Annotated in this window: 18 protein-coding genes; 10 read left to right on the top strand and 8 right to left on the bottom strand. The window is 73.3% G+C overall.

Translation table 11 applies throughout. From position 1 onward, the window contains the following. Window positions 1–28 precede the first annotated feature (28 nt). The 5 genes from MTR79_RS29670 to MTR79_RS29650 are packed head-to-tail and all read right to left on the bottom strand — an operon-like array spanning window position 29 to window position 5,579. Window positions 29–1,339, bottom strand: a complete 1,311-nt coding sequence (locus MTR79_RS29670; RefSeq protein ID WP_244792447.1) for a DUF58 domain-containing protein — start codon at window positions 1,337–1,339, stop codon at window positions 29–31. Further along, complete coding sequence (locus MTR79_RS29665) at window positions 1,339–2,328, bottom strand: MoxR family ATPase (RefSeq protein ID WP_102642085.1); 990 nt, start codon at window positions 2,326–2,328, stop codon at window positions 1,339–1,341. Before MTR79_RS29665 ends, MTR79_RS29670 begins: the two co-directional genes overlap by 1 nt. Continuing rightward, window positions 2,328–3,521, bottom strand: a complete 1,194-nt coding sequence (locus MTR79_RS29660; protein WP_244792445.1) for a DUF4350 domain-containing protein — start codon at window positions 3,519–3,521, stop codon at window positions 2,328–2,330. The genes MTR79_RS29665 and MTR79_RS29660 overlap by 1 nt, the downstream gene beginning before the upstream one ends. Next, complete coding sequence (locus tag MTR79_RS29655; protein ID WP_244792443.1) at window positions 3,518–4,264, bottom strand: DUF4129 domain-containing protein; 747 nt, start codon at window positions 4,262–4,264, stop codon at window positions 3,518–3,520. The genes MTR79_RS29660 and MTR79_RS29655 overlap by 4 nt, the downstream gene beginning before the upstream one ends. 4 nt (window positions 4,265–4,268) lie before the next feature. After that, window positions 4,269–5,579 (bottom strand): glycerophosphoryl diester phosphodiesterase membrane domain-containing protein, encoded by a 1,311-nt coding sequence (locus tag MTR79_RS29650; protein WP_244792441.1) that lies wholly within the window; start codon window positions 5,577–5,579, stop codon window positions 4,269–4,271. 141 nt (window positions 5,580–5,720) lie between these two features. Here MTR79_RS29650 and mtnA point away from each other — a divergent pair, with 141 nt between their 5' ends. The 7 genes from mtnA to MTR79_RS29615 all read left to right on the top strand — a co-directional run bounded on the left by mtnA (window position 5,721) and on the right by MTR79_RS29615 (window position 14,767). Then, complete coding sequence (gene mtnA / locus MTR79_RS29645; protein WP_086705262.1) at window positions 5,721–6,869, top strand: S-methyl-5-thioribose-1-phosphate isomerase; 1,149 nt, start codon at window positions 5,721–5,723, stop codon at window positions 6,867–6,869. A 4-nt stretch (window positions 6,870–6,873) separates the two neighbouring features. After that, window positions 6,874–7,563: a two-component system response regulator MtrA gene (mtrA, locus tag MTR79_RS29640; RefSeq protein WP_004987303.1), complete on the top strand. Its 690-nt coding sequence runs from the start codon at window positions 6,874–6,876 to the stop codon at window positions 7,561–7,563. Between the two features lies 1 nt (window position 7,564). After that, complete coding sequence (gene mtrB / locus MTR79_RS29635; protein WP_086705261.1) at window positions 7,565–9,679, top strand: MtrAB system histidine kinase MtrB; 2,115 nt, start codon at window positions 7,565–7,567, stop codon at window positions 9,677–9,679. Next, complete coding sequence (locus MTR79_RS29630; protein ID WP_244792439.1) at window positions 9,669–11,516, top strand: LpqB family beta-propeller domain-containing protein; 1,848 nt, start codon at window positions 9,669–9,671, stop codon at window positions 11,514–11,516. Before mtrB ends, MTR79_RS29630 begins: the two co-directional genes overlap by 11 nt. 350 nt (window positions 11,517–11,866) lie before the next feature. Further along, a complete protein-coding gene (locus tag MTR79_RS29625) occupies window positions 11,867–12,811 on the top strand; it encodes a ComF family protein (protein WP_244792437.1) in 945 nt (314 codons plus the stop codon). A 312-nt stretch (window positions 12,812–13,123) separates the two neighbouring features. Further along, window positions 13,124–13,816, top strand: coding sequence for a ribosome-associated translation inhibitor RaiA (gene raiA, locus MTR79_RS29620; RefSeq protein WP_048460626.1), 693 nt, complete (start codon window positions 13,124–13,126; stop codon window positions 13,814–13,816). Window positions 13,817–14,020: 204 nt separating this feature from the next. Beyond that, a complete protein-coding gene (locus tag MTR79_RS29615; RefSeq protein WP_006132445.1) occupies window positions 14,021–14,767 on the top strand; it encodes a response regulator transcription factor in 747 nt (248 codons plus the stop codon). Window positions 14,768–14,800: 33 nt separating this feature from the next. Here MTR79_RS29615 and MTR79_RS29610 read toward each other — a convergent pair whose 3' ends face one another. Both MTR79_RS29610 and MTR79_RS29605 read right to left on the bottom strand, forming a co-directional pair. Beyond that, entirely contained in the window at window positions 14,801–15,988 is a 1,188-nt protein-coding gene (locus MTR79_RS29610; protein ID WP_122212713.1) for a crosslink repair DNA glycosylase YcaQ family protein, read from the bottom strand. Window positions 15,989–16,046: 58 nt separating this feature from the next. Further along, a complete protein-coding gene (locus MTR79_RS29605) occupies window positions 16,047–16,616 on the bottom strand; it encodes a GNAT family N-acetyltransferase (RefSeq protein WP_244792435.1) in 570 nt (189 codons plus the stop codon). A 278-nt stretch (window positions 16,617–16,894) separates the two neighbouring features. Between MTR79_RS29605 and secA the strand changes: the two genes are divergently transcribed. Next, complete coding sequence (secA, locus tag MTR79_RS29600) at window positions 16,895–19,735, top strand: preprotein translocase subunit SecA (protein ID WP_086704880.1); 2,841 nt, start codon at window positions 16,895–16,897, stop codon at window positions 19,733–19,735. Window positions 19,736–19,820: 85 nt separating this feature from the next. Here secA and MTR79_RS29595 read toward each other — a convergent pair whose 3' ends face one another. Beyond that, a complete protein-coding gene (locus tag MTR79_RS29595) occupies window positions 19,821–20,543 on the bottom strand; it encodes an Rv3235 family protein (protein WP_244792433.1) in 723 nt (240 codons plus the stop codon). 550 nt (window positions 20,544–21,093) lie between these two features. On the opposite strand from MTR79_RS29595, the gene MTR79_RS29590 reads away from it, so the two are divergent. Continuing rightward, complete coding sequence (locus MTR79_RS29590) at window positions 21,094–21,600, top strand: hypothetical protein (protein ID WP_189365173.1); 507 nt, start codon at window positions 21,094–21,096, stop codon at window positions 21,598–21,600. A gap of 21 nt (window positions 21,601–21,621) precedes the next feature. Beyond that, entirely contained in the window at window positions 21,622–22,296 is a 675-nt protein-coding gene (locus MTR79_RS29585; RefSeq protein ID WP_086699375.1) for an HAD family hydrolase, read from the top strand. The last annotated feature ends 274 nt before the right edge of the window (window positions 22,297–22,570 follow it).

The following is a 22,570-nucleotide window of genomic DNA, read 5'->3' as shown; positions in this document are numbered from 1 at the left end:
GTTCTACGGCGCCCCGCACCGCCCCTTTCTACAGCCGCCCCGCCGACTTCAGTGCCAGATACGCGTCCGCCAGCGCCGGCGCCAGTTCCTCCGGAGTCGCGTCCACGACCGTCACCCCGCGGCGGCGGAGTTGGTCGGCCGTGCGGTCGCGTTCCGTGTGGGCCTGTGCGGCCGCCGCGGCCTCGTACACCGCGTCGACGTCCCCCCGGCCCTGCCCCATCGCCGCGACATGCGGGTCGGCCACCGAGGCCAGCAGAACCGTGTGGCGCTGTGTCAGGCGGCTCAGGACAGGCAGGAGGCCCTCCTCGACCGGTGTCGAGTCCACCGTCGTCAGGAGCACGATCAGGGAGCGGCGTGGGGCCGTTCGGAGTGCCGCCGCCGTCAGGCCGCGGGCGTCCGTCTCCACCAGCTCGGGTTGCAGCTGGGCCATCGCGTTCACCAGCGACGGCAGGAGATCGCCGGACGCGCGGCCCTGGACCAGGGCGCGGACCCGGCGGTCGTAGGCCAGCAGGTCGACGCGGTCGCCGGCACGGGAGGCCAGGGCGGCGAGGAGCAGGGCCGCGTCCATGGAGGCGTCCAGGCGCGGTGCGTCACCCACGCGTCCGGCGGAGGTGCGGCCGGTGTCGAGGACGAGCAGGAGATGGCGGTCGCGCTCCGGGCGCCAGGTGCGTACCGCGACCTCGGACTGGCGGGCGGTGGCGCGCCAGTCGATGGAGCGGGTGTCGTCACCGGGGACGTAGGCGCGGAGGCTGTCGAACTCGGTGCCCTCTCCCCGCGTCAGGACGCTGGTGCGGCCGTCCAGTTCGCGCAGGCGGGCCAGCTTCGACGGCAGGTGCTTGCGGCTGGTGAACGGGGGCAGGACGCGGACCGTCCAGGGAACCCTGTGGGTGCCCTGGCGGGTGAAGAGGCCGAGGGGGCCGTAGGAGCGGACGGTGACGCGGTCCGCCTGGCGGTCGCCGCGGCGGGTCGGGCGCAGGCGTGTCGTCACGCGGCGGCGTTCGCCCGCGGGGATCGTCAGCCGGTGCCGGGACGCCTCCGTCTCCGTGCCGGGCGTCCAGCTGCTCGGCGGCCAGGCGTCGCGGAGACGGGCGCGCAGCGGGCGTCGGGACGGATTGGTGACCGTCAGGGTGATGTCGGCGGTCTCGCCGAGCCGTACGGAGGTCTCGCCGGAGCGGGTCAGGCCGAGCGTGCGGACCGGGGCGGCCAGCGCGTAGTCGCAGGCGCAGGCCACCGCGAGGGGTGCGTTGACGGCGAGGAGACCCGTCCAGCCGGGTTCCCAGACGCCGACGGGGAGGGAGCCGAGGGCCGCGAGGAGAGCGGCGCGTCCGGTGGGAGCCATCAGCGGGGGACGGGGACGTGGGAGAGGACCGCGGTGATGACCGAGTCGGCCGTCACGCCCTCCATCTCGGCCTCCGGGCGAAGCTGTATGCGGTGGCGGAGCGTGGGCAGGGCGAGGGCCTTCACATCGTCGGGGATGACGTAGTCGCGGCCGGTCAGCCAGGCCCAGGCGCGGGCGGTCGCGAGGAGCGCGGTGGCGCCTCGCGGGGAGACGCCGAGGGTGAGCGACGGAGACTCGCGGGTGGCGCGGCAGATGTCGACCACGTACGCGGTGATCTCGGGGGAGACCGTGGTGGCGGCGACGGCGCGGCGGGCGGCCTCCAGGTCGGCGGCGGTCGCGACGGGGCGCACGCCGGCGGCGCGCAGGTCGCGCGGGTCGAAGCCCTCGGCGTGGCGGGTGAGGACGTCGATCTCGTCCTGCCGGGACGGCAGGGGGATCGTCAGCTTGAGGAGGAAACGGTCGAGCTGTGCCTCGGGCAGGGGGTAGGTGCCCTCGTACTCGACGGGGTTCTGGGTCGCGGCGACCAGGAACGGGTCGGGGAGGGCGCGCGGGGTGCCGTCGACGGTGACCTGGCGTTCCTCCATGGCCTCCAGCAGGGACGACTGGGTCTTCGGGGGCGTGCGGTTGATCTCGTCCGCGAGGAGGAGGTTGGTGAAGACCGGGCCGGGCTGGAAGGAGAACTCGGCGGTGCGGGCGTCGTAGACCAGGGAGCCGGTGACGTCGCTCGGCATCAGGTCAGGGGTGAACTGGACGCGCTTGGTGTCGAGTTCGAGGGCGGCGGCGAGGGAGCGGATCAGCAGGGTCTTGGCGACGCCGGGGACTCCCTCGAGGAGGACGTGGCCGCGGCAGAGCAGGGCGACGACGAGGCCGGTCACGGCGGGGTCCTGGCCGACCACGGCCTTGGCGATCTCCGCGCGCAGCGCCTCCAGGGCGGCCCGGGCGGCGGCCGGGTCGCCGGTGGGCGCGGCGTTGTCGGTGGTCGGGTCCATCATGGACGGCGTACCTGCCTTTCGAGGGCGTCGAGTTGGTCGGCGAGCCGGATCAGAGCCGCGTCGTCGCCGGGGGGCGGGCCGAACAGAAGCGTGTGGGGGGACGGTCCGTCGCCGTCGAGGCGGGCGGACAGCGCGGGGAGCAGGGCCTCGGGCGAGTGCGCCTGGGTGCCGGGGACGCCGACGAGGGGGGCGAGGCGGATGCGGGTGGCGGAGCGCAGAGCGAGGGCGGCGCGGTCGCGGGCGTCGGCCTTGCGGTAGAGGCGGGCGCGGCCTTCGACGGTCTCGGAGGCGCGGATCGCCACGGGGAGTTTCTCGGGCACGAGGGGGCCGAGCCGGCGTGCCCGCCACAGGGCTGCCAGGGCGGCTGCGACGAACAGCTGGAGGGTGCCCCAGAGCCAGCCGGAGGGGAGGAGGTCCAAGAAGCTCTTCTCGTCCTCGGTCCCGGCGGTGGCGTCGGCGGGCGTGGGGAGGTACCAGACGAGATGAGGGCGGGAGCCGAGGAGCTGGAGCGCCAGCGAGGCGTTGCCGTGCTCGTCCAGGCGGTCGTTGTAGAGGATGTCGGGGGCGCCGAGGAGGACGGTGTCGCCGGTGCCGGAGGGGGCGGGGAGGCGCAGCAGGGTGGCCAGGCGGTGGCTGCGGTAGCACTCGTCGGCGTCGGGGTGGGCGGAGGAGTAGCGGATGCCGCCCGTGTCGGCGCTGCCCGCGCGTACGGCGGCGGGGAGGTCGCAGCCCGGTTCGAGGGTGGAGTCGAGACTGTTGGCCGGGTCGGCCATGACGCCGGGGGCGAGGCGCTCCACGGAGGTGATGCCGGAGGCGACCAGGACGGTGCGGCCGCCGGAGTCCTCGGTGGCCGCGCGCAGCCGTGTCTGCTGGCGAGGCGTCAGCAGGTCCGGCACGGCGACCAGCACGGTGGTGTCGGGTCCCGCAGCGTCGGCGGCCTCGGCGAGGGTGGTGACCACACGGGTGTCGACGCCCCGGTCGGCGAGGAGTTCGGCGACGGCGCGGCTGCCGAGGGGGTCGGCGGAGCGCGGGTCGAGCCGGCCGTGCCGTGCGTCGGAGCGGACGACGGCGATGGCGACGGCCGCGACGACGAGCAGCACCAGCGCGAGGGCGACGCCCCGGCCGCGGGTCCACACCTGGCGGGCGGTGGGGGAGGCCGAGGTGGGCGGCGAGGTGACCTCGGTCGTCATCCGGCGGCTCCCTGGCGGGCGTCGGGGTGGGCGCCGCCGCTGCCGGCGAGGGCGGGCTTGGCGCGCTCCAGGTCGCCGTCGAGGGCGGCGAGCCCGCGGTACGTGTCCTCGGAGGCGGTCCGGCCGCCGTACGTGACGTCGTCGAAGTCGCGGGCGGCGGTGCGCAGCCGGTCGCCGTGGGCGGGCAGGGCGCGGCCGGCCTCGGCGGCTGCCTCGTCGGCGGTGCGGCCAGGGCGGGGGTCGAGGAGGGCGCGTTCCTCCAGGGCGCGGACGACGGCTCGCATGCGTTCCTGGACGGCCTGGTTCCAGTGGCCCTGGGCGGCGTGCGCCTCGGCGGCGGCGCGGTGTTCGGCGGCGCTGCGGGGGCGGTCGTCGAACAGGGCGGGGGCGGTGACCGGGCGGCGGCGCGGGACGCCGAGGCGCCACCACAGGGCGGCCCCGACGGCGAGGGCGGCGACGACGATGACGACCAGGCCGAGCGCGCCGCCGGGTGTGGCGGTGGACGCGGCGCCGAGCAGGTCGTCGACCCAGTCCCAGAAGGCCTCGAGCGCCCGCTGGAGCCAGCTGGGGTCGTTCTCGTGGTACATCTGCTTCGACAGCTCGCGCCGCGCCGCCTCCCGCGCGGGGTCGCGCGGGAGGGTGACGGGCGGTTCGTCGTCGCCGCGCGCGAGCAGGCGTACGGCGGTGTCGGCTGCCGACGGCAGGGCCGGTACGGCCTGGAGAACTCCCCCCGGGACGGTCACCGCATCAGCTCCCGCCGGTGGCGCCGGGGCCCTGGACGCCCGCGGCGCGCGCCAGTTCGAGGTCGAGGGCCTCGCGGCGGATGCGCTGGTCGATGTAGAGGAGCACGGTGACGCCGGCGGTGATCGGGAACGTGATCATGGAGCCGATCACCGAGCCGATGCCGCTGATGATCAGGAACGTCCAGCCGATGTCCCCGCCGGCGGTGTTCAGGAAGCCGGTGACGCCGTCGCCGCTGAACGCGGCGGCTAGGAACGTGAAGGGGATGACGATGATCGCCGCGACGACGTAGGCGATGATCGCGGCGAGCAGCTGGATGCCGAAGACCCGCCACCAGGAGCCGCGCACCAGCCGGGCGGAGCGGCGCATCGCGGTGACGATGCCCTGCTTCTCCAGCATCAGCGCGGGGGAGGCCAGCGAGAGGCGGACCATGAGCCAGGCGGCGAACACGGCCGCGGCGAGCAGGCCCAGCAGGGTCAGTCCGAAGCCGACCTCGGCGCCGGCGGAGACGCTGACGAGGATGCCGGGCAGCGCGCCGACGGCGGCGATGGCCACCGCGATGAGCCCGAGCAGGAGGATCAGACCGAACAGCTTGAGGACCTGCGGGCGGGCGTCGCGCCAGGCCTCGCCGGTGGTCACCGGGCGGCCGAGGACGGCGCGGCTGGTGACGGTGGTGAGCAGGGCGGTCGCCGCGACCGTGCCGATCAGCGTGATGCCGTAGAGCGCGGCGGAGCTGAGCAGCAGGTCGCCCATGACGTCGGTGAGTTCGCCGAGGGTGGCGCTCGGGTCGTCGAGCACCTCGGTGTTGGCGTCGTCGAGGACGAAGCCCTGCAGCAGGACCGCGGCGATCTCGGTGAGGACGGCGAGGGTCAGCGAGATGCCGAGGACCGTACGCCAGTAGGTGCGCATGGTCGACACGGCGCCGTCGAGGAGTTCGCCGACGCCGAGGGGGCGCAGCGGGATGACGCCGGGCTTCGCCGCGGGCGGGGGTCCTCCCCAGCCGCTGCCCCAGGGCGCCTGGCCGCCGGGTCCGCCGGGCGGCGGGGTGCCCCAGCCGGGGCCGGGGGGCGGCGGAGGCGCCTGACCGGGGCCGCCCGCACCGGGGGTGCCGGTGGGCGCGGACCACTGGGCGGCCGGGGGCTGGTCCTTGGACCACTTCACGCCCGGCTCCCGCGGGGCGTCACCCGACTGCCGCGGCCGGTCGGCGGACTGCTCGGGGCCGGGACGGCCGTCGGACCCGGCAGGCCCGGACGCGTCCGGTTCCCGCCCGTCGGACGGGGCGGATCCGGGCGAGGCCCAGCCCGGAGTGTCGTTCATCGTCGCTCCTTCACGGTGCCCGGCCGCGGTCGCGGTGGCGGCTCGGGCAGCCATCGTGCCATGCGGTGCTTTCCGGTGGACCCGCCGAGGTCGGGGCTCCTCGCCTTCTATTGTCCGCGTGACAGGGGGCAGACTGGCGGCATGGCTGATCAGTACGCGCACAGCGGCGACAACAAGCGGCCGACCGGGATGCCGGCACTGCGCTGGGAGGAGCCTCCCGAAGGCCCGGTGCTGGTCCTGCTCGACCAGACGCGGCTCCCGGCCGAGGAGGTCGAGCTGGTCTGCACGGACGCGCCCGCACTGGTGGAGGCGATCCGTTCGCTCGCCGTGCGCGGCGCCCCCCTGCTGGGTGTCGCGGGCGCGTACGGTGTCGCGCTCGCGGCCGTGCGGGGCTACGACGTGGACGACGCGGCGGCGGCCCTGGAGAGCGCCCGGCCCACGGCGGTGAACCTGGCGGTCGGGGTGCGGCGGGCGCACTCCGCGTACCGGGCGGTGGTGGACGGCGGCGGCGACCCGCGGCAGGCGGCCGGGGCGGCGCTGGCCGCCGCGCGGCAGCTGCACCAGGAGGACGCCGAGGCCAGTGCGAGGATGGCGGTGCACGGGCTGGCGCTCCTCGACGAGCTGATGCCCGGCGGCGGGCACCGGATCCTCACCCACTGCAACACCGGTTCGCTGGTGTCGGGCGGCGAGGGGACGGCGTTCGCGGTGGCGCTCGCGGCGCACCGGGCGGGGCGGCTGCGGCGCCTGTGGGTGGACGAAACGCGTCCGTTGCTGCAAGGTGCTCGCCTGACGGCGTACGAGGCGGCCCGCAGCGGCATGGCGTACACCCTGCTCACCGACAACGCGGCGGGATCGCTGTTCGCGGCGGGCGAGGTGGACGCGGTGCTGGTCGGCGCGGACCGCATCGCGGCCGACGGTTCGGTGGCGAACAAGGTGGGGAGCTATCCGCTCGCGGTGCTCGCGCGGTACCACCATGTGCCGTTCATCGTGGTGGCTCCGGTGACGACGGTGGATCCCTCGACGCCGGACGGGGCGTCCATCGAGGTGGAACAGCGTCCCGGCCATGAGGTGACAGAGATCACGGCGCCGCAGGTGCCGGTGGCCGGAGCGGAGGCGGGAGGCGGTATTCCGGTGGCCCCCTTGGGGACGACCGCGTACAACCCGGCGTTCGACGTGACACCGCCGGAGCTGGTGACGGCCGTCGTCACCGAAGAGGGCGTCGTTTCGCCCGTGACCACCGAGGCTCTGGCCGCCCTGTGTGCCAGGTCACGCCAGGTAACGATTAGCTAATGGGATGATGTCGTTTATGAAGGGACGAGTCCTTGTCGTCGACGACGACAGCGCACTGGCCGAGATGCTCGGCATCGTGCTGCGCGGTGAAGGTTTTGAGCCGTCTTTCGTAGCCGACGGCGACAAGGCGCTGGCCGCTTTCCGTGAGACCAAGCCGGATCTGGTCCTGCTGGACCTGATGCTCCCCGGCCGTGACGGCATCGAGGTCTGCCGCCTGATCAGGGCGGAGTCCGGGGTGCCGATCGTGATGCTCACGGCGAAGAGCGACACCGTCGACGTGGTGGTGGGCCTGGAGTCCGGGGCCGACGACTACATCGTCAAGCCGTTCAAGCCGAAGGAGCTGGTCGCCCGGATCCGTGCACGGCTGCGCAGGTCCGAGGAGCCGGCGCCGGAGCAGCTCGCCATCGGCGACCTGGTGATCGACGTGGCCGGTCACTCCGTGAAGCGGGACGGGCAGTCCATCGCCCTGACGCCGCTGGAGTTCGACCTGCTGGTCGCCCTCGCGCGCAAGCCGTGGCAGGTGTTCACGCGTGAGGTGCTGCTGGAGCAGGTGTGGGGCTACCGCCACGCGGCGGACACCCGCCTGGTCAACGTCCATGTGCAGCGGCTGCGCTCCAAGGTCGAGAAGGACCCGGAGAAGCCCGAGATCGTGGTGACCGTCCGAGGTGTCGGATACAAGGCAGGACCGAGCTGACATGTCCGGTGACAGTGCCGCTTCGGCGCCCGGCCGGTCCGGGGGCCGTCCGGAGCGGCCTGTCGGCCGGGGGACGGCCGCCTCCCGCTGGCGCCACCTCTTCGACGGCGACCTGCTCCAGGGCGGTGTCCAGGGCAGCCCGGTCGTCCGCCTGGTCATGCGCTGGGTGCGGCGCCCGCTGCTGCCCGTCATGCGGTTGTGGCGGCGCAACATCCAGCTCAAGGTCGTCGTCACGACGCTGCTGATGTCGCTGGGCGTCGTGCTGCTGCTGGGCTTCGTCGTCATCGGCCAGGTGCGCAACGGCCTGCTCGACGCCAAGGTGAAGGCGTCGCAGAGTCAGGCCACGGGCGGTTTCGCCGTGGCCAAGCAGCAGGCCGAGCAGGCCGGGAGCGTCACCGACGAGGAGGGTCCCGCACCCGACGGCCGCCCCTCGCAGAGCGTCATCCAGTGGATGAGCGACCTCGTCGCCTCGCTGTCCAGCGGCGGCCAGGGCGCCTTCGACGTGGTGACCCTGCCCTCCGGCGGCGACAGCGGCAGCGGGCGCGGACCGCGTGCCTCCGGCGGGGTCAACCCGGCCGCCAGCGTCCCCGCGGCGCTCCGCGAGCGCATCGACACCGGCACCGGGGCCGCGCAGAGCTACACGCGCATCGTCTACGCGGAGAAGGCCAAGGAGTCCCAGCCGGCCCTCGTCATCGGCAAGCAGGTCAACGACCCCAACGGCGACCCGTACCAGCTGTACTACCTCTTCCCGCTCACCCAGGAGGAGAAGTCGCTGAGCCTGGTCAAGGGCACCCTGGCGACCGCCGGGCTGTTCGTGGTCGTGCTGCTCGGGGCGATCGCCTGGCTCGTGGTGCGGCAGGTGGTCACGCCGGTCCGGATGGCCGCCGGGATCGCCGAACGGCTGTCGGCGGGGCGGCTCCAGGAGCGCATGAAGGTCACCGGCGAGGACGACATCGCCCGTCTCGGCGAGGCCTTCAACAAGATGGCGCAGAACCTCCAGCTCAAGATCAGCCAGCTCGAGGACCTGTCACGGATGCAGCGCCGGTTCGTGTCGGACGTGTCGCACGAGCTGCGTACCCCGCTGACCACCGTGCGGATGGCCGCCGACGTCATCCACGAGGCGCGCGAGGACTTCGACCCCGTGACCGCGCGGTCGGCCGAGCTGCTCGCCGACCAGCTCGACCGGTTCGAGTCGCTGCTCGCCGACCTGCTGGAGATCAGCCGCTTCGACGCGGGCGCGGCGGCCCTGGAGGCGGAGCCGATCGACCTGCGCGAGGTGGTCCGTCGCGTGGTGACCGGCGCGGAGCCGCTCGCCGAGCGCAAGGGCACCACCATCAAGGTCGTCGGCGACCAGCAGCCCGTGGTCGCCGAGGCCGACGCGCGGCGCGTGGAGCGGGTGCTGCGCAACCTCGTCGTCAACGCCGTCGAGCACGGCGAGGGCAGGGACGTCGTCGTCAAGCTGGCCGCCGCGGGAGGGGCCGTGGCGGTCGCCGTGCGCGACTACGGCGTCGGGCTCAAGCCCGGCGAGGCCACGCGCGTGTTCAGCCGTTTCTGGCGGGCCGACCCGGCCCGCGCCCGCACCACGGGCGGTACGGGCCTGGGCCTTTCCATCGCCCTGGAGGACGCCCGGCTGCACGGCGGCTGGCTCCAGGCGTGGGGCGAGCCGGGCGGCGGCTCGCAGTTCCGGCTGACGCTGCCCAGGACGGCGGACGAGCCGCTGCGCGGGTCTCCGATACCCCTGGAACCCAAGGACTCACGGCGCAACCGGGGCCTCGACGACGCGGGACTGCCGCGCGGCGGCGACGGCGAGAAGCGCGCCACGGTGCCGGTGAACCGGCCGGGTGCCGACGACCCGGCGCAGTCCGCACGCGACCCGCTGGGCCTCAGGCCCGCGGCCTCGGCGCCCACGGCCGATCCCACCGCCCTGCCCGGCAGCGGCGCGCGCGTGGTGGCCCGCTCGGGCAGCACGCGGATGACGCCGGGCACGGCGCCCGGCGTGAACGGCGGGACGGACGAGGCCCCGGGCGGCGCGGACCGGCCGGCGGCCGACGGTGAGGGCGGGGACGGCGCACCGCGCGGTGCGGAGAAGGACGGGGAGGCGACGCGTGGGCGGTGAGCGTGTGAGGCGCGGGCGGGGGACACCGGCCAGGGCAGCGGTGTACGCCGCCTGCGGGGCGGTCCTGCTGGCCGGGTGCGCCTCGATGCCGGACAGCGGCGACCTGCGCGGGGTGGAGTCCACGCCGCGCCAGGACTCGCAGGTGCGGGTGTACGCCGTGCCGCCGAGCGACGACGCCACTCCCACCCAGATCGTCCAGGGCTTCCTGGAGGCGCTGACCAGCGACGACGCCGACTACAAGACCGCGCGCCAGTACCTGACCCCCGAGGCGTCCAAGTACTGGCGGCCGGAGCAGTCCACCACCGTGCTGTCCGACGGGCCCGGCGCGCGCGCCGACCGGGAGCCCCGCGAGGACAGCACCGCCCTGACGTACACGCTGACCGGCACAAAGTTCGCCACCGTGGACGCGCAGCAGGCGTACGCGCCCTCCTCCGGCCACTACAGCGAGCTCGTGCGGCTGGTGAAGGACGACAAGAGCGGCCAATGGCGCATCGACGCGGTGCCGCAGGGCGTCGTCATGGGCAAGTCGGACTTCCAGCGCAACTACACGTCCTTCAACAAGTACTACTTCGCCTCGAACGTGGACGTGGACGGGTCGTCGCTGCCGATGGCCGTCGCCGACCCCGTGTACGTGCGCCGGCACGTCGACCCCACGACGCGAATGGTGCGCTCGCTGCTCTCCGGCCCGACGAGCTGGCTCGACCCCGTCGTCCGGTCGAGCTTCCCGACCGGCATCCGGCTGCGGAAGGGCGCGGGGCCGCTCACCCCGGACGACCGGGGCAAGCTCACCGTGCCGCTCAACGACCGGGCGTCCGACGTCGGCACCGGCCGCTGCGAGGAGATGGCCGCCCAGCTGCTGTTCACGCTGCGCGACCTCAGCCCCGCGGTGGAGGAGGTCGAACTGCGGGCCGACGGCGGGCAGCTGTGCTCGCTCACCCAGGACGGCGCCGAGACCGTGGCCACCCGGGGCGCGCTCAACCAGCCCGACCACCTGTACTACCTCGACGGCAAGGACAAGCTCGTCCGGGTCGCCGCCGGCAGCCGCAGCCCCGACCCCGAACCGGCGCCCGGCGCGCTCGGACAGGGCGAGCAGCGCCTGCGGTCGGTGGCGGTCGCGCGGGACGAGCGCACGGCGGCCGGTGTCGGTCTCAACGGCCAGGACCTGTTCGTCTCCGCGCTGGCGCAGGGCGCCCCCCTCGGCGAGCCGGTGCTGCGCAGCCAGGGCAAGACCGAGCAGGACCGGCTGACCCCGCCGAGCTGGGACGCCCAGGGCGGGCTGTGGATCGCCGACCGCGACCCCGCCCGCCCCGGCCTCTACCTGCTGGAGGAGGGCGCGGGCCGGCCGCTCCAGGTGCGTACGCCGGGCCTGGAGGGGCGGATCCAGGCGGTGCGGGTGGCCGCCGACGGGGTGCGGATCGGTCTCGTCGTGGAGAACGGCGACCAACGGTCGCTGCTCATCGGCCGGATCGAGCGCAGCGGCCCGGACGAGGCCGGGTCGGGCGAGCAGCCCACGGTCACCGTGGTGGAGCTGCGCTCGGCCACCCCCGAGCTGGAGCAGGTCACCGCCATGTCGTGGGCCGGGGACAGCCGGCTCGTGGTCGTGGGCCGCGAGCACGAGGGCGTGGAGCAGATGAAGTACGTCGCGGTCGACGGCTCCACTCCGGACGTGCCGTCGCCCGCCGCGCTGACCGGCGTGAAGGCGCTGACCGCCGCCGGGGACGAGAACGCGCCGCTGGTGGCGTACTCGGTGGACGGCATCGTGCGGCTGCCGTCGGGGGCGCAGTGGCAGAAGGTGGCGGAAGTGACGGAGGGGAAGGCTCCGGTCTATCCGGGTTGAGCGGGGTTCGGGCCGAGCGGGTTCGGGCTGGACGGGTGTTGGCCCTGTGGGTTCGGGCTGAGCGGGGTTCGGGCTGGGCGGGTTCGGGTGGAGCGGGGGCCGGGCTGGGCGGGTTCTAGCCCCAGCGGGTTCGGGTGGAGTGGGGTTCGGGCTGGGCGGGTCCTAGCCCGACGGGGGTCCGGGAGGAGCGGCGTTCGGGCTGGGCGGATCCCGGCCCAGTGGGTCCGGGCTGAGCGGGTCCGGGTTGACCGGCTCACGGCTCTCGCTCCCGTGTTCGAGCGGTTTCGGCCCTGGTCACACGGTTGTCCACAGGGGTGGCCGGGTGACCGGGGCGTTGGCACAGTGAGCCCATGCGGAGCTGGTGGCGGGACCTCACCGACCTGGTGCTTCCGGCCGAGTGCGGCGGATGCGCCCGGCCCCGCGCCGTGCTCTGCGACCGGTGCCGTGCGGCGCTGAGCGGCAGGACGCCACGCCGGGTGCGGCCGGCGCCCGAGCCCCGCGGACTGCCGCCCGTGCACGCGGCCGCCCCCTACGCCGACGAGGTGCGCGCCGTGCTGCTCGCGCACAAGGAGCGCGGCGCCCTGGCCCTCGCCCGGCCCCTGGGCGAGGCCCTCGCGGGCGCGGTGCGGGCGGGACTGGGAGCCCCGGCGGCGCGCGGGCGGCCCGACAGCCGTGACGGCGCGGGCAGGGCGGCATGCGCCCCCGTACTGCTCGTCCCCGTGCCGTCCGCCCGGCGGGCCGTGCGGGCGCGCGGGCACGACCCGGCGCGGCGGATCGCGTACGCGGCGGCGGGTGAGCTGCGGCGCTCGGGGGTACCCGCAGCGGTACTCGCCGCGCTGGGGCAACGGCGGCCGGTGGCCGACCAGTCGGGACTCGGCTCGAGGCAGCGGCTGGCCAACGTCGCCGGCGCCCTCGGAGTGACGCCGGGCTGCGCCCGGCTGCTGCACCGGGGCCGGGTCGTGCTGGTCGACGACCTCATGACGACCGGGGCGACCCTCGCCGAGGCGGCGCGCGCGGTCAGGTCCGCACAAGGGCTGCCCGGCCCGGAAACGGAACCGGCCGGAAAGGGGCGGGAGGCATCGAGCAATTCGCGGCCCGCGTTCGTGTACCTGGGTGAGACGTGGGAAGGGTCAGAACAACGAAGGACACCGCCGTCGGCGTGGAGCGGAGCGGACCGGCAGCCCGGCCGGACGGTGAAGGAGGCGGGCGGGAAAAGCGCCGGCGGAACGCCCGGCGTGGTGTGCGCGGCCGTCGTGGCGGCGCCGCCGGATGCGTTCGGAATACACCGAAACTGACTGAGAACTTACGTCGTTGCAGGTAATCAAAGGGTTAATTCCCCTGAATGGAGGTACGTCGCGGTAGAGGGTGACGCCATCCGTCCGCGCGAGATATGTTCGGTTGTGAGGGAAAGCCGCAGGCCACACCCTCTGATCGAAATGCGGCGGTGCGGGCCTTTTCGACTTCACCCGCACCGGTGGACTGGAGATCTCGCGCCGGGGGGAGGAGGTGGACGTCACCGAGTCCGAGGCTCCGGACGACACCGGAGCCTGGTGCAAAAGGGAGACACATCCGCAGCGAAGCGGAGTGATCCGGGAACGGAGTTCTGCGTGGACATCGTCGTCAAGGGCCGCAAGACAGAGGTGCCCGAGCGGTTCCGGAAGCACGTGGCCGAGAAGCTGAACCTGGAGAAGATCCAGAAGCTCGATGGCAAGGTGATGAGCCTCGACGTCGAGGTGTCCAAGGAGCCCAACCCCCGACAGGCCGACCGCTGTGACCGGGTGGAGATCACGCTCCGCTCCCGCGGCCCGGTGATCCGGGCGGAGGCGGCGGCGAGCGACCCGTACGCGGCGCTCGACCTGGCAGCGGAGAAGCTCGACGCCCGGCTGCGCAAGCAGCACGACAAGCGTTTCTCACGGCGCGGCGCGCGCAGGATCCCCGCCGCCGAGGTCCCCGACCACGTGCCCGGCGTGGCCACCCTCAACGGCACCGGCGCGAGCACCGCGCGGGAAGAGGAGCAGGCGGTCCCGACCAAGAAGATCGGTTCCCTGGAGGTCCAGGGCGACGGGCCGCTGGTCGTCCGCGAGAAGAACCACGTGGCCGCCCCCATGACCCTCGACCAGGCGCTCTACGAGATGGAGTTGGTCGGGCACGACTTCTACCTCTTCGTCGACTCCGAGACCAAGGAGCCCAGCGTCGTCTACCGGCGCCACGCCTACGACTACGGCGTGATCCACCTCAGGACCGACACGATGGTCACCGAGAACCACTCCCCGGAGGCGGGCGGAACCCTCGGCGGCTGACCCGCCGGGCGACAGCACAGCAGGTGCCCCTGGTGCGCGTGTGCGCCCCCAGGGGCACCGGCGTGCCACCGCCCGGCGTCCACACCGGCACCCCGGTGACGGTGCGGCATGGAATCATGGCGGCAGCGGCCCAACCGGTGGGCCGTTGCCTTGGGTTGGCGATGGTCAGGACCACAGGCCACAGCCTTCAGGGGGAGGAACGCGATGGCGGACAGCTTCGGACCGATGCGGGACGAGGATGCCGACGACGGCGTCGTCGGCATGGGCCCGGACGCGGACACTCCGCGCAAGGAGCCGATCAGAGTCCTCGTGGTGGACGACCACGCGCTGTTCCGCCGCGGTCTGGAGATCGTGCTGGCCGCCGAGGAGGACATCCAGGTCGTCGGCGAGGCCGGTGACGGCGCCGAGGCCGTGGAGAAGGCCGCCGACCTGCTGCCCGACATCGTCCTGATGGACGTGCGGATGCCCAAGCGGGGCGGCATCGAGGCCTGCACCTCCATCAAGGAGGTCGCCCCCAGCGCCAAGATCATCATGCTGACGATCAGCGACGAGGAGGCCGACCTCTACGACGCCATCAAGGCGGGCGCCACCGGCTACCTGCTCAAGGAGATCTCCACCGACGAGGTCGCCACCGCCATCCGCGCCGTCGCCGACGGGCAGTCCCAGATCAGCCCCTCCATGGCGTCGAAGCTGCTCACCGAGTTCAAGTCGATGATCCAGCGCACCGACGAGCGCCGGCTCGTCCCCGCGCCCCGGCTGACGGACCGCGAGCTGGAGGTCCTGAAACTCGTCGCCACGGGGATGAACAACCGGGACATCGCCAAGGAGTTGTTCATCTCCGAGAACACCGTGAAGAACCACGTGCGCAACATCCTGGAGAAGCTCCAGCTGCACTCCCGGATGGAGGCCGTGGTCTACGCGATGCGGGAGAAGATCCTCGAGATCCGCTGACCGGCGGACCCGCCGATCCGCCGATCCGCCGGCTCAGGCGAGCAGCCGGGCCAGCTCCGCCGTGAGCGGCTCACGCAGCTCCGGCGCGTCCACCCGCTCCACACGGACGTCCGTGCAGCCGACCCAGCCCGCCGCCTCCACCAGCGCCTGCGCCACCTGCGGCACCGCCTTACGGCCGTCCAGCGTGACCTGCTTGGCGACCAGCGCGCGGCCCTCGCGCGCCGGGTCCACGCGGCCCACCAGCCGCCCGCCCGCCAGCACCGGCATCGCGAAGTAGCCGTGGACACGCTTGGGTTTGGGGACGTACGCCTCCAGGCGGTGGGTGAAGCCGAACATCCGCTCCGTGCGCGCCCGCTCCCAGATCAGGGAGTCGAACGGCGACAGCAGCGTCGTGCGGTGCCGCCCGCGCGGCGGCGTGGCCAGGGCCTCCGGGTCCGCCCAGGCCGGCTTGGACCAGCCCTCGACCGTGACGGGCACCAGCCCCGAGTCGGCGATCACCGCGTCGACCTGCTCGCCCTTCAGCCGGTGGTAGTCAGCGATGTCCGCGCGGGTGCCCACGCCCAGCGCCCGTCCGGCCAGCCCCACCAGGCGGCGCAGGCACTCCTCGTCCGAGGGCTCCTCGGCCAGCAGCGCGGCCGGCACGGCCCGCTCGGCCAGGTCGTAGACCCGCTTCCAGCCGCGCCGCTCCACGCACACCACCTCGCCGTACATCAGGGCGCGCTCCACGGCGACCTTGGTGCCGGACCAGTCCCACCACTCGCTGGTGCGCTTCGCGCCGCCCAACTCCGTGGCGGTCAGCGGCCCTTCGGTGCGCAGTTGCTTGACGACCTGGTCGTACACGCCGTCGGGCAGCTCGTGGTTCCAGTGCGGGCGGGCGCGGTAGGCGCGGCGGCGGAAGGCGAAGTGCGGCCACTCCTCGACGGGGAGGATGCAGGCGGCGTGCGACCAGTACTCGAACGTGTGCGCAGGTTGGTCGCCCTGCTTCCAGTACGCCTCCTCCACCGTGCGGCGGCCCACGGCGCCGAGACGGGCGTAGGGGATCAGCTCGTGCGAGCGGGCGAGGACGGAGATCGTGTCCAGCTGCACCGCGCCGAGGTGGCGCAGGACGCCGCGCACACCGGCGCGGCGGTCGGGGGCGCCGAGGAGTCCCTGGGCCCGCAGGGCGATGCGGCGGGCCTCGTCGGCCGAGAGTTCCGTGGTCGGACGCGGCAGGGTCGTCATAGGTCCGCACCCTAGAGGGCCCCACTGACAACGGCGGGCGCCCCGCACGGCACGGACGTCAGCCGCGGGCGGGCACGTACGGGGTGGTGGACGGAAGGCCCAGGTCGGAGGGGAGCAGGGAGCCCACCCAGCCGTCCCGCAGCACCCCCTTGTTGACGAGCGAGGAGCGCAGCACGCCCTCGATCGTGAAGCCGGCCCGCTCGGCGACCGCGCGGGAGGCCGTGTTGCCGACCTCGGCGCGCCACTCCACGCGGTCGATGGACATCCGGGTGAAGGCCCAGCGGCACGCGGCCACGGTGGCCTCGGTGATGTAGCCGTTGCCGCGGTGCTCCTTCGCGCTCCAGAAGCCGACCTCGCCCGTCGCGAACGACCGCAGGGTGATGCCGAGCATGCCCGTCAGCTCCCCGGCGGGCAGGAAGACGCCGAAGGTGAACATCGTGCCGTTCGCCCAGCCGTCCGGGGCGATCTGCTCCGTGAAACCACGCGCGTGCTCGGGGAGGTACGGCGAAGGGATCGTGGTCCACCGCTGGATGTCCGGGTCCTGGCAGATCCGGTACACGGTGTCGGTGTCCTGCGGGCCGACGGTGCGCAGCAGCAGACGGTCGGTGACGAGCGTGACGGGTTCCATCGGGCGATTCTGCGCACGTCGCCCCGGCGGACGCCATCCCTCCGGCAGGGGGCGGACCGATGATCACCCTGCGTGCGATTCGCCCTACGCGTGCGGCACCATCCGGGCGCCCGGGACGTTGTCCGTGTAGCAGCCGTGCCACGGTTCGGCTGCGGTGGACGGTCACCGCCCCGGCAGGCCTCCCGGCGCGACGGGGTCCTCGCATACGATGGCCGTTGCTCAGTCAGTGAAACGGAAACCGACCGTCCCAGGCCCGACCGGCAAGGAGACCAACCCCCGTGTCCGTCCTCTCGAAGATCATGCGTGCAGGCGAAGGCAAAATCCTGCGCAAGCTGCACCGCATCGCGGACCAGGTCAACTCCATCGAAGAGGACTTCGAAGGCCTCTCCGACGCCGAGCTGCGGGCCCTCACCGATGAGTACAAGCAGCGCTACGCCGACGGTGAGAGCCTGGACGACCTGCTGCCCGAGGCCTTCGCCACGGTGCGCGAAGCCGCCCGGCGCGTGCTGGGCCAGCGCCACTACGACGTCCAGATCATGGGCGGCGCGGCCTTGCACATGGGTTACGTGGCGGAAATGAAGACCGGTGAGGGCAAGACCCTCGTCGGCACGCTCCCCGCCTACCTCAACGCCCTGTCCGGCGAGGGCGTCCACATCATCACGGTCAACGACTACCTGGCCGAGCGTGACTCGGAGATGATGGGCCGCGTCCACCGCTTCCTGGGCCTGGAGGTCGGCTGCATCCTCGCCAACATGACGCCGGCCCAGCGCCGCGCCCAGTACGCGTGCGACATCACCTACGGCACGAACAACGAGTTCGGCTTCGACTACCTGCGCGACAACATGGCGTGGTCGAAGGACGAGCTGGTGCAGCGCGGACACAACTTCGCCATCGTCGACGAGGTCGACTCCATCCTCATCGACGAGGCCCGTACGCCGCTGATCATCTCCGGCCCCGCCGACCAGGCCACCAAGTGGTACGGCGACTTCGCCAAGCTGGTCAAGCGCCTCAAGCGCGGCGAGGCCGGCCAGCCGCTGAAGGGCATCGAGGAGACCGGCGACTACGACGTCGACGAGAAGAAGCGCACGGTCGCCATTCACGAGGCGGGCGTCGCCAAGGTCGAGGACTGGCTCGGCATCGACAACCTGTACGAGTCGGTGAACACGCCGCTCGTGGGCTACCTGAACAACGCCATCAAGGCGAAGGAGCTCTTCAAGAAGGACAAGGACTACGTCATCATCGACGACGAAGTCATGATCGTCGACGAGCACACCGGACGTATCCTCGCCGGCCGCCGGTACAACGAGGGCATGCACCAGGCCATCGAGGCCAAGGAGGGCGTGCCGATCAAGGACGAGAACCAGACGCTCGCCACGATCACGCTGCAGAACTTCTTCCGCCTCTACAAGCGCCACGACCACAACGGCAAGGAGATGCCGGGGCTGTCCGGCATGACCGGTACGGCGATGACCGAGGCCGCCGAGTTCCACCAGATCTACAAGCTCGGCGTGGTGCCCATCCCGACCAACCGGCCGATGGTCCGCAAGGACCAGTCGGACCTGATCTACCGCACCGAGGTCGCCAAGTTCGAGGCGGTCGTCGACGACATCGAGGAGAAGCACCGCAAGGGGCAGCCGATCCTCGTCGGCACCACCTCGGTCGAGAAGTCCGAGTACCTGTCGCAGCAGCTCAGCAAGCGGGGCATCCAGCACGAGGTGCTGAACGCCAAGCACCACGAGCGTGAGGCGCAGATCGTCGCCCAGGCCGGCCGCCGCGGCGCCGTCACGGTCGCCACGAACATGGCCGGCCGTGGTACGGACATCAAGCTCGGCGGCAACCCCGAGGACCTCGCGGAGGCGGAGCTGCGGCAGCGCGGCCTCGACCCCGAGGAGCACATCGAGGAGTGGGCCGCGGCCCTGCCGGAGGCGCTGGCGCGCGCCGAGGAGGCCGTGAAGGCCGAGAAGGACGAGGTCGAGAAGCTCGGCGGCCTCTACGTCCTCGGTACCGAGCGGCACGAGTCGCGGCGTATCGACAACCAGCTGCGCGGTCGTTCCGGCCGTCAGGGCGACCCGGGCGAGTCCCGCTTCTACCTGTCGCTCGGCGACGACCTGATGCGGCTGTTCAAGGCGCAGATGGTCGAGCGCGTGATGTCCATGGCGAACGTGCCGGACGACGTGCCGATCGAGAACAAGATGGTCACCCGTGCGATCGCGTCCGCGCAGTCGCAGGTGGAGACGCAGAACTTCGAGACGCGTAAGAACGTCCTGAAGTACGACGAGGTGCTCAACCGGCAGCGCGAGGTCATCTACGGCGAGCGCCGCCGCGTCCTGGAGGGCGAGGACCTGCAGGAGCAGATCCACCACTTCATGGACGACACGATCGACGCGTACGTCCAGGCGGAGACCGCCGAGGGCTTCCCCGAGGACTGGGACCTCGACCGGCTGTGGGGCGCGTTCAAGCAGCTCTACCCGGTGAGCGTCTCCATCGAGGAGCTGGAGGAGGCGGCCGGCGACCGTGCCGGTCTGACCGCCGAGTTCATCTCCGAGTCCATCAAGGACGACATCCGCGCCCAGTACGAGGCGCGCGAGGCGCAGCTCGGCTCCGAGATCATGCGCGAGCTGGAGCGGCGGGTCGTGCTGTCGGTGCTGGACCGCAAGTGGCGCGAGCACCTCTACGAGATGGACTACCTCCAGGAGGGCATCGGCCTGCGCGCGATGGCCCAGAAGGACCCGCTGGTCGAGTACCAGCGCGAGGGCTTCGACATGTTCAGCGCGATGATGGACGGCATCAAGGAGGAGTCCGTCGGCTACCTGTTCAACCTGGAGGTCCAGGTCGAGCAGCAGGTCGAGGAGGTGCCGGTCGAGGACGTCAAGCCGACCGCCGACCTGGAGAAGCAGGACGCGGTGCCGGCGCAGGCGCGGCCGGAGATCCGCGCGAAGGGGCTGGACGCCCCGCAGCGGCGGAACCTCCACTTCTCCGCTCCCACGGTGGACGGCGAGGGCGGCACCATCGAGGGCGAGCTGGCCACCGACGACGAGCCGGTGCGCTCCTCCGCGGACGGCCTGACCCGCGCGGAGCGCCGGAAGCAGGCGCGGGGCGGGCGTCGCCGCAAGAAGTGACGTCGCCGCACCGACGGAACTGTCGGCACTGACGGCCGGGGCCGGGCACCTGAGGGTGTCCGGCCCCGGCCGTTGTGCGGGGTCGTCAGCGGGGGCCGCCCAGCTCGACGGCGGTGCAGCGCCAGCGGAGGTCCCGGCCCCGCTCCAGCCGGAACGCCATGGCGCGGAGCCTGTCCCCGGCGCCGATCCGCGCGAACGCCTCGATGGCGCCCTCCCGCGGCACGAACCAGCCGATGTCCCGCACCACGGGCCGCGCCCCACGCGTCCGCAGGGGCCCGCGCTCGGCGAGCCGGATCAGCTCGTCGTAGGCCTGTCCGGCACTGTGCCGCAACATCGCGTGTACGGGGCGCTGCCCGCTGAGCACGGCGACGAGCAGTTCCGCGAAGCGGTCGGTGGGCCGAGGCTGCGGGACGCCCCGGGGCATCCCGCCCGGCCGGGCGGACGCGGTGCCGTCCGGTGCCGTGCGCGGGGCCCCGGGCGGCGTTCCGCCCGCCGGCCGGCCGTGGTCGGCGGGCGCGCCGACGGGCGCTGTGCCCGGGCTCCGGAGCCTCCTGCCCGACGGCACTCGGGTCCCGTTGGCGACCGCCGTGCCATCGGCCCTCCGGCCGGGTGCGCCCATGGCCGTGCCCGCGGCCGCCCCGTTCAGGCGCTCGGGCGGCGTGCTCGAAGAGCCGCCCCGGCTGCCCGACGCCGAGCCGTCCGTCCTTCGCCCGGCGCCGGCCGGGGTGTGCGGAGGCGGCGCCGCCGGTGCCGTTCCCGGGCCGGGGGCCGCGCGGCCCACTGGGCGGGATCCCGCGTCTGCGGACACCGCGCTCAGGTGCTCAGGCGGCGCGGCGGACGGTGCCCCGGGCTCTGAGCCCGCGCGGCCGCCGCGCGTCGGTGCTCGGCCCGCCGGACGGTTGTCCGTCGGGCGGGTGCGGCGTCGCGGCGTGTTCCTGGGGCGGCCCGCGTCGGGGGAAGGGGACACGGAGGTGCTCGTCGTGGGGACGCGTGGGGGGACCGCTGCGGGGGAGCGGCGTGGTGTTCTGCTCATGACCTTGTGCACGAGGGCCCCGTTCTGAAGGCCGGGCCGGCGGGGGGAGCCGGGTACCGGGCAGTAACTTCGTGACGGGGATCTTGTACGGGGACGTGTGGGGGCGGGGCAAGGAGGGGCGGGGGTGCGGGGAGTGCGGTGGGAAGTTCACTTATCCGGGTGGTCCGCCGCCGGACGAGCCCTTGTTCACGCGGGTGGGGCGGGTGAATCCGTGGACCCGGGGTGACGGTCCCGGAGGGGGCGGCGAGGGCTCGAAGGGGGACGGGCGCGACGTATTCTGAGACCTTGCCGAAGAAGTGACCCGAGCTGACGAAAGCGGCCGACCATGCGCGTCTACGTCCCCCTCACCCTCCCCGGGCTCGCCGAGGCGCACAGGACGGGGCAGCTGGGCGAAGGGCCGTTCACCGCGTACGCCGTGACGCCCGCGCTGCGCGAGTGGTACCTCTCCGACGACATCGAGGAGCTGGAGTACGCCGCGCTCGGCCGCGCCGCGCTGGCCTCCCTGCGTCTCCTCGCCGCCGACCCCGCCGCGCCGCGCCGCCGGGTGGTGGTCGCCGTGGACGTGGCCGACGGCGCCGCCTCCGCCGACCCCGGCCGGGGCCCGGAGCGGGACGCGCTGGGCGAGGTGCGCCTCGCCGGGCCCGTACGCCTGGCGAAGGCGGCCGCCGTGCACGTGGACGCGGAGGACGCCGAGGAGGACGTGGCGGCCGCCGCACGGGCGCTGGACGCGGCGGACGAGGGCGACGACGACGCGCGGTCCGTCGTGGACGGCGCGGAGGACCACGAGCTGCTGTGGTTCGCGACGCAGGAGGTCCCGCAGCTCGTCGCCTGACGGCCCGGGTAGGTTTTCCACATGGGGACGCACACGGACGCGCACATCGTCTGGGACTGGAACGGCACGCTCTTCCACGACGTCGACGCGGTCATCGGGGCGACGAACGCGGCCTTCGCCGAGCTGGGACTCGCGCCCATCACGCTGGAGCGGTACCGGGAGCTGTACTGCGTGCCGGTGCCGCGCTTCTACGAGCGGCTGATGGGCCGGCTGCCCAGCCAGGCCGAGTGGGAGGTCATGGACGCCGTCTTCCACCGCCACTACACCGAGCACCGGGTGCGCTGCGGCCTCGCCGACGGCGTGGAGGACCTGCTCACGGGGTGGGTGGCGGCGGGCCGCAGCCAGTCGATCCTCAGCATGTACGGGCACGAGGAGCTGGTCCCGCTGGTGGAGGACTTCGGGATCTCCTCCCACTTCATACGCGTCGACGGCCGCACAGGACCCTCCGGCGGCAGCAAGGCGGAGCACATGGTGCGCCACCTGGACGCGCTGCGCGGCACGGTGGACCCGCGGCGCACGGTGGTCATCGGCGACGCGGCCGACGACGCGCTGGCCGCGCTCCACGTGGGCGCGCACGCCGTGCTGTGGACCGGCGGCTCGCACGGCCGGGCCGGCCTGGAGGCGGTCGGGGTTCCGGTGGTCGACAGCCTGAGCGAGGCCGTGGCGGAGGCGGAACGCCTGGCGGTCTCCGGCTGACGTGAGGAGCCCGCCGCACTGTGCGAAACGTCAAAGTTCGCCCCCCGGTTTTGTACACATACGGCTCATGACGGGGCCCCTCCGGAGAGCGATAGCCTAGGCAGCGTGATCAGCGCGATAGCTCGCGGGGACCGTGGCGTCCCCGCTGTGCGCCCGGCGAGCACGGAGGACATCCGTGACCGGGTGGCGACCGCTGATCCTCGCGGGCGGCACGGGACGCGGCGCACCACAGGGGGGCCGACGTCACGGAGAGCCACGTCACACCCGTCGGACG

The organism is Streptomyces sp. BJ20 (assembly GCF_022869105.1).
Lineage (GTDB): Bacteria > Actinomycetota > Actinomycetes > Streptomycetales > Streptomycetaceae > Streptomyces > Streptomyces griseoincarnatus.
The sequence above is the reverse complement of the archived record's forward strand: the minus strand, read 5'-3'. Positions and strand labels throughout refer to the sequence as shown.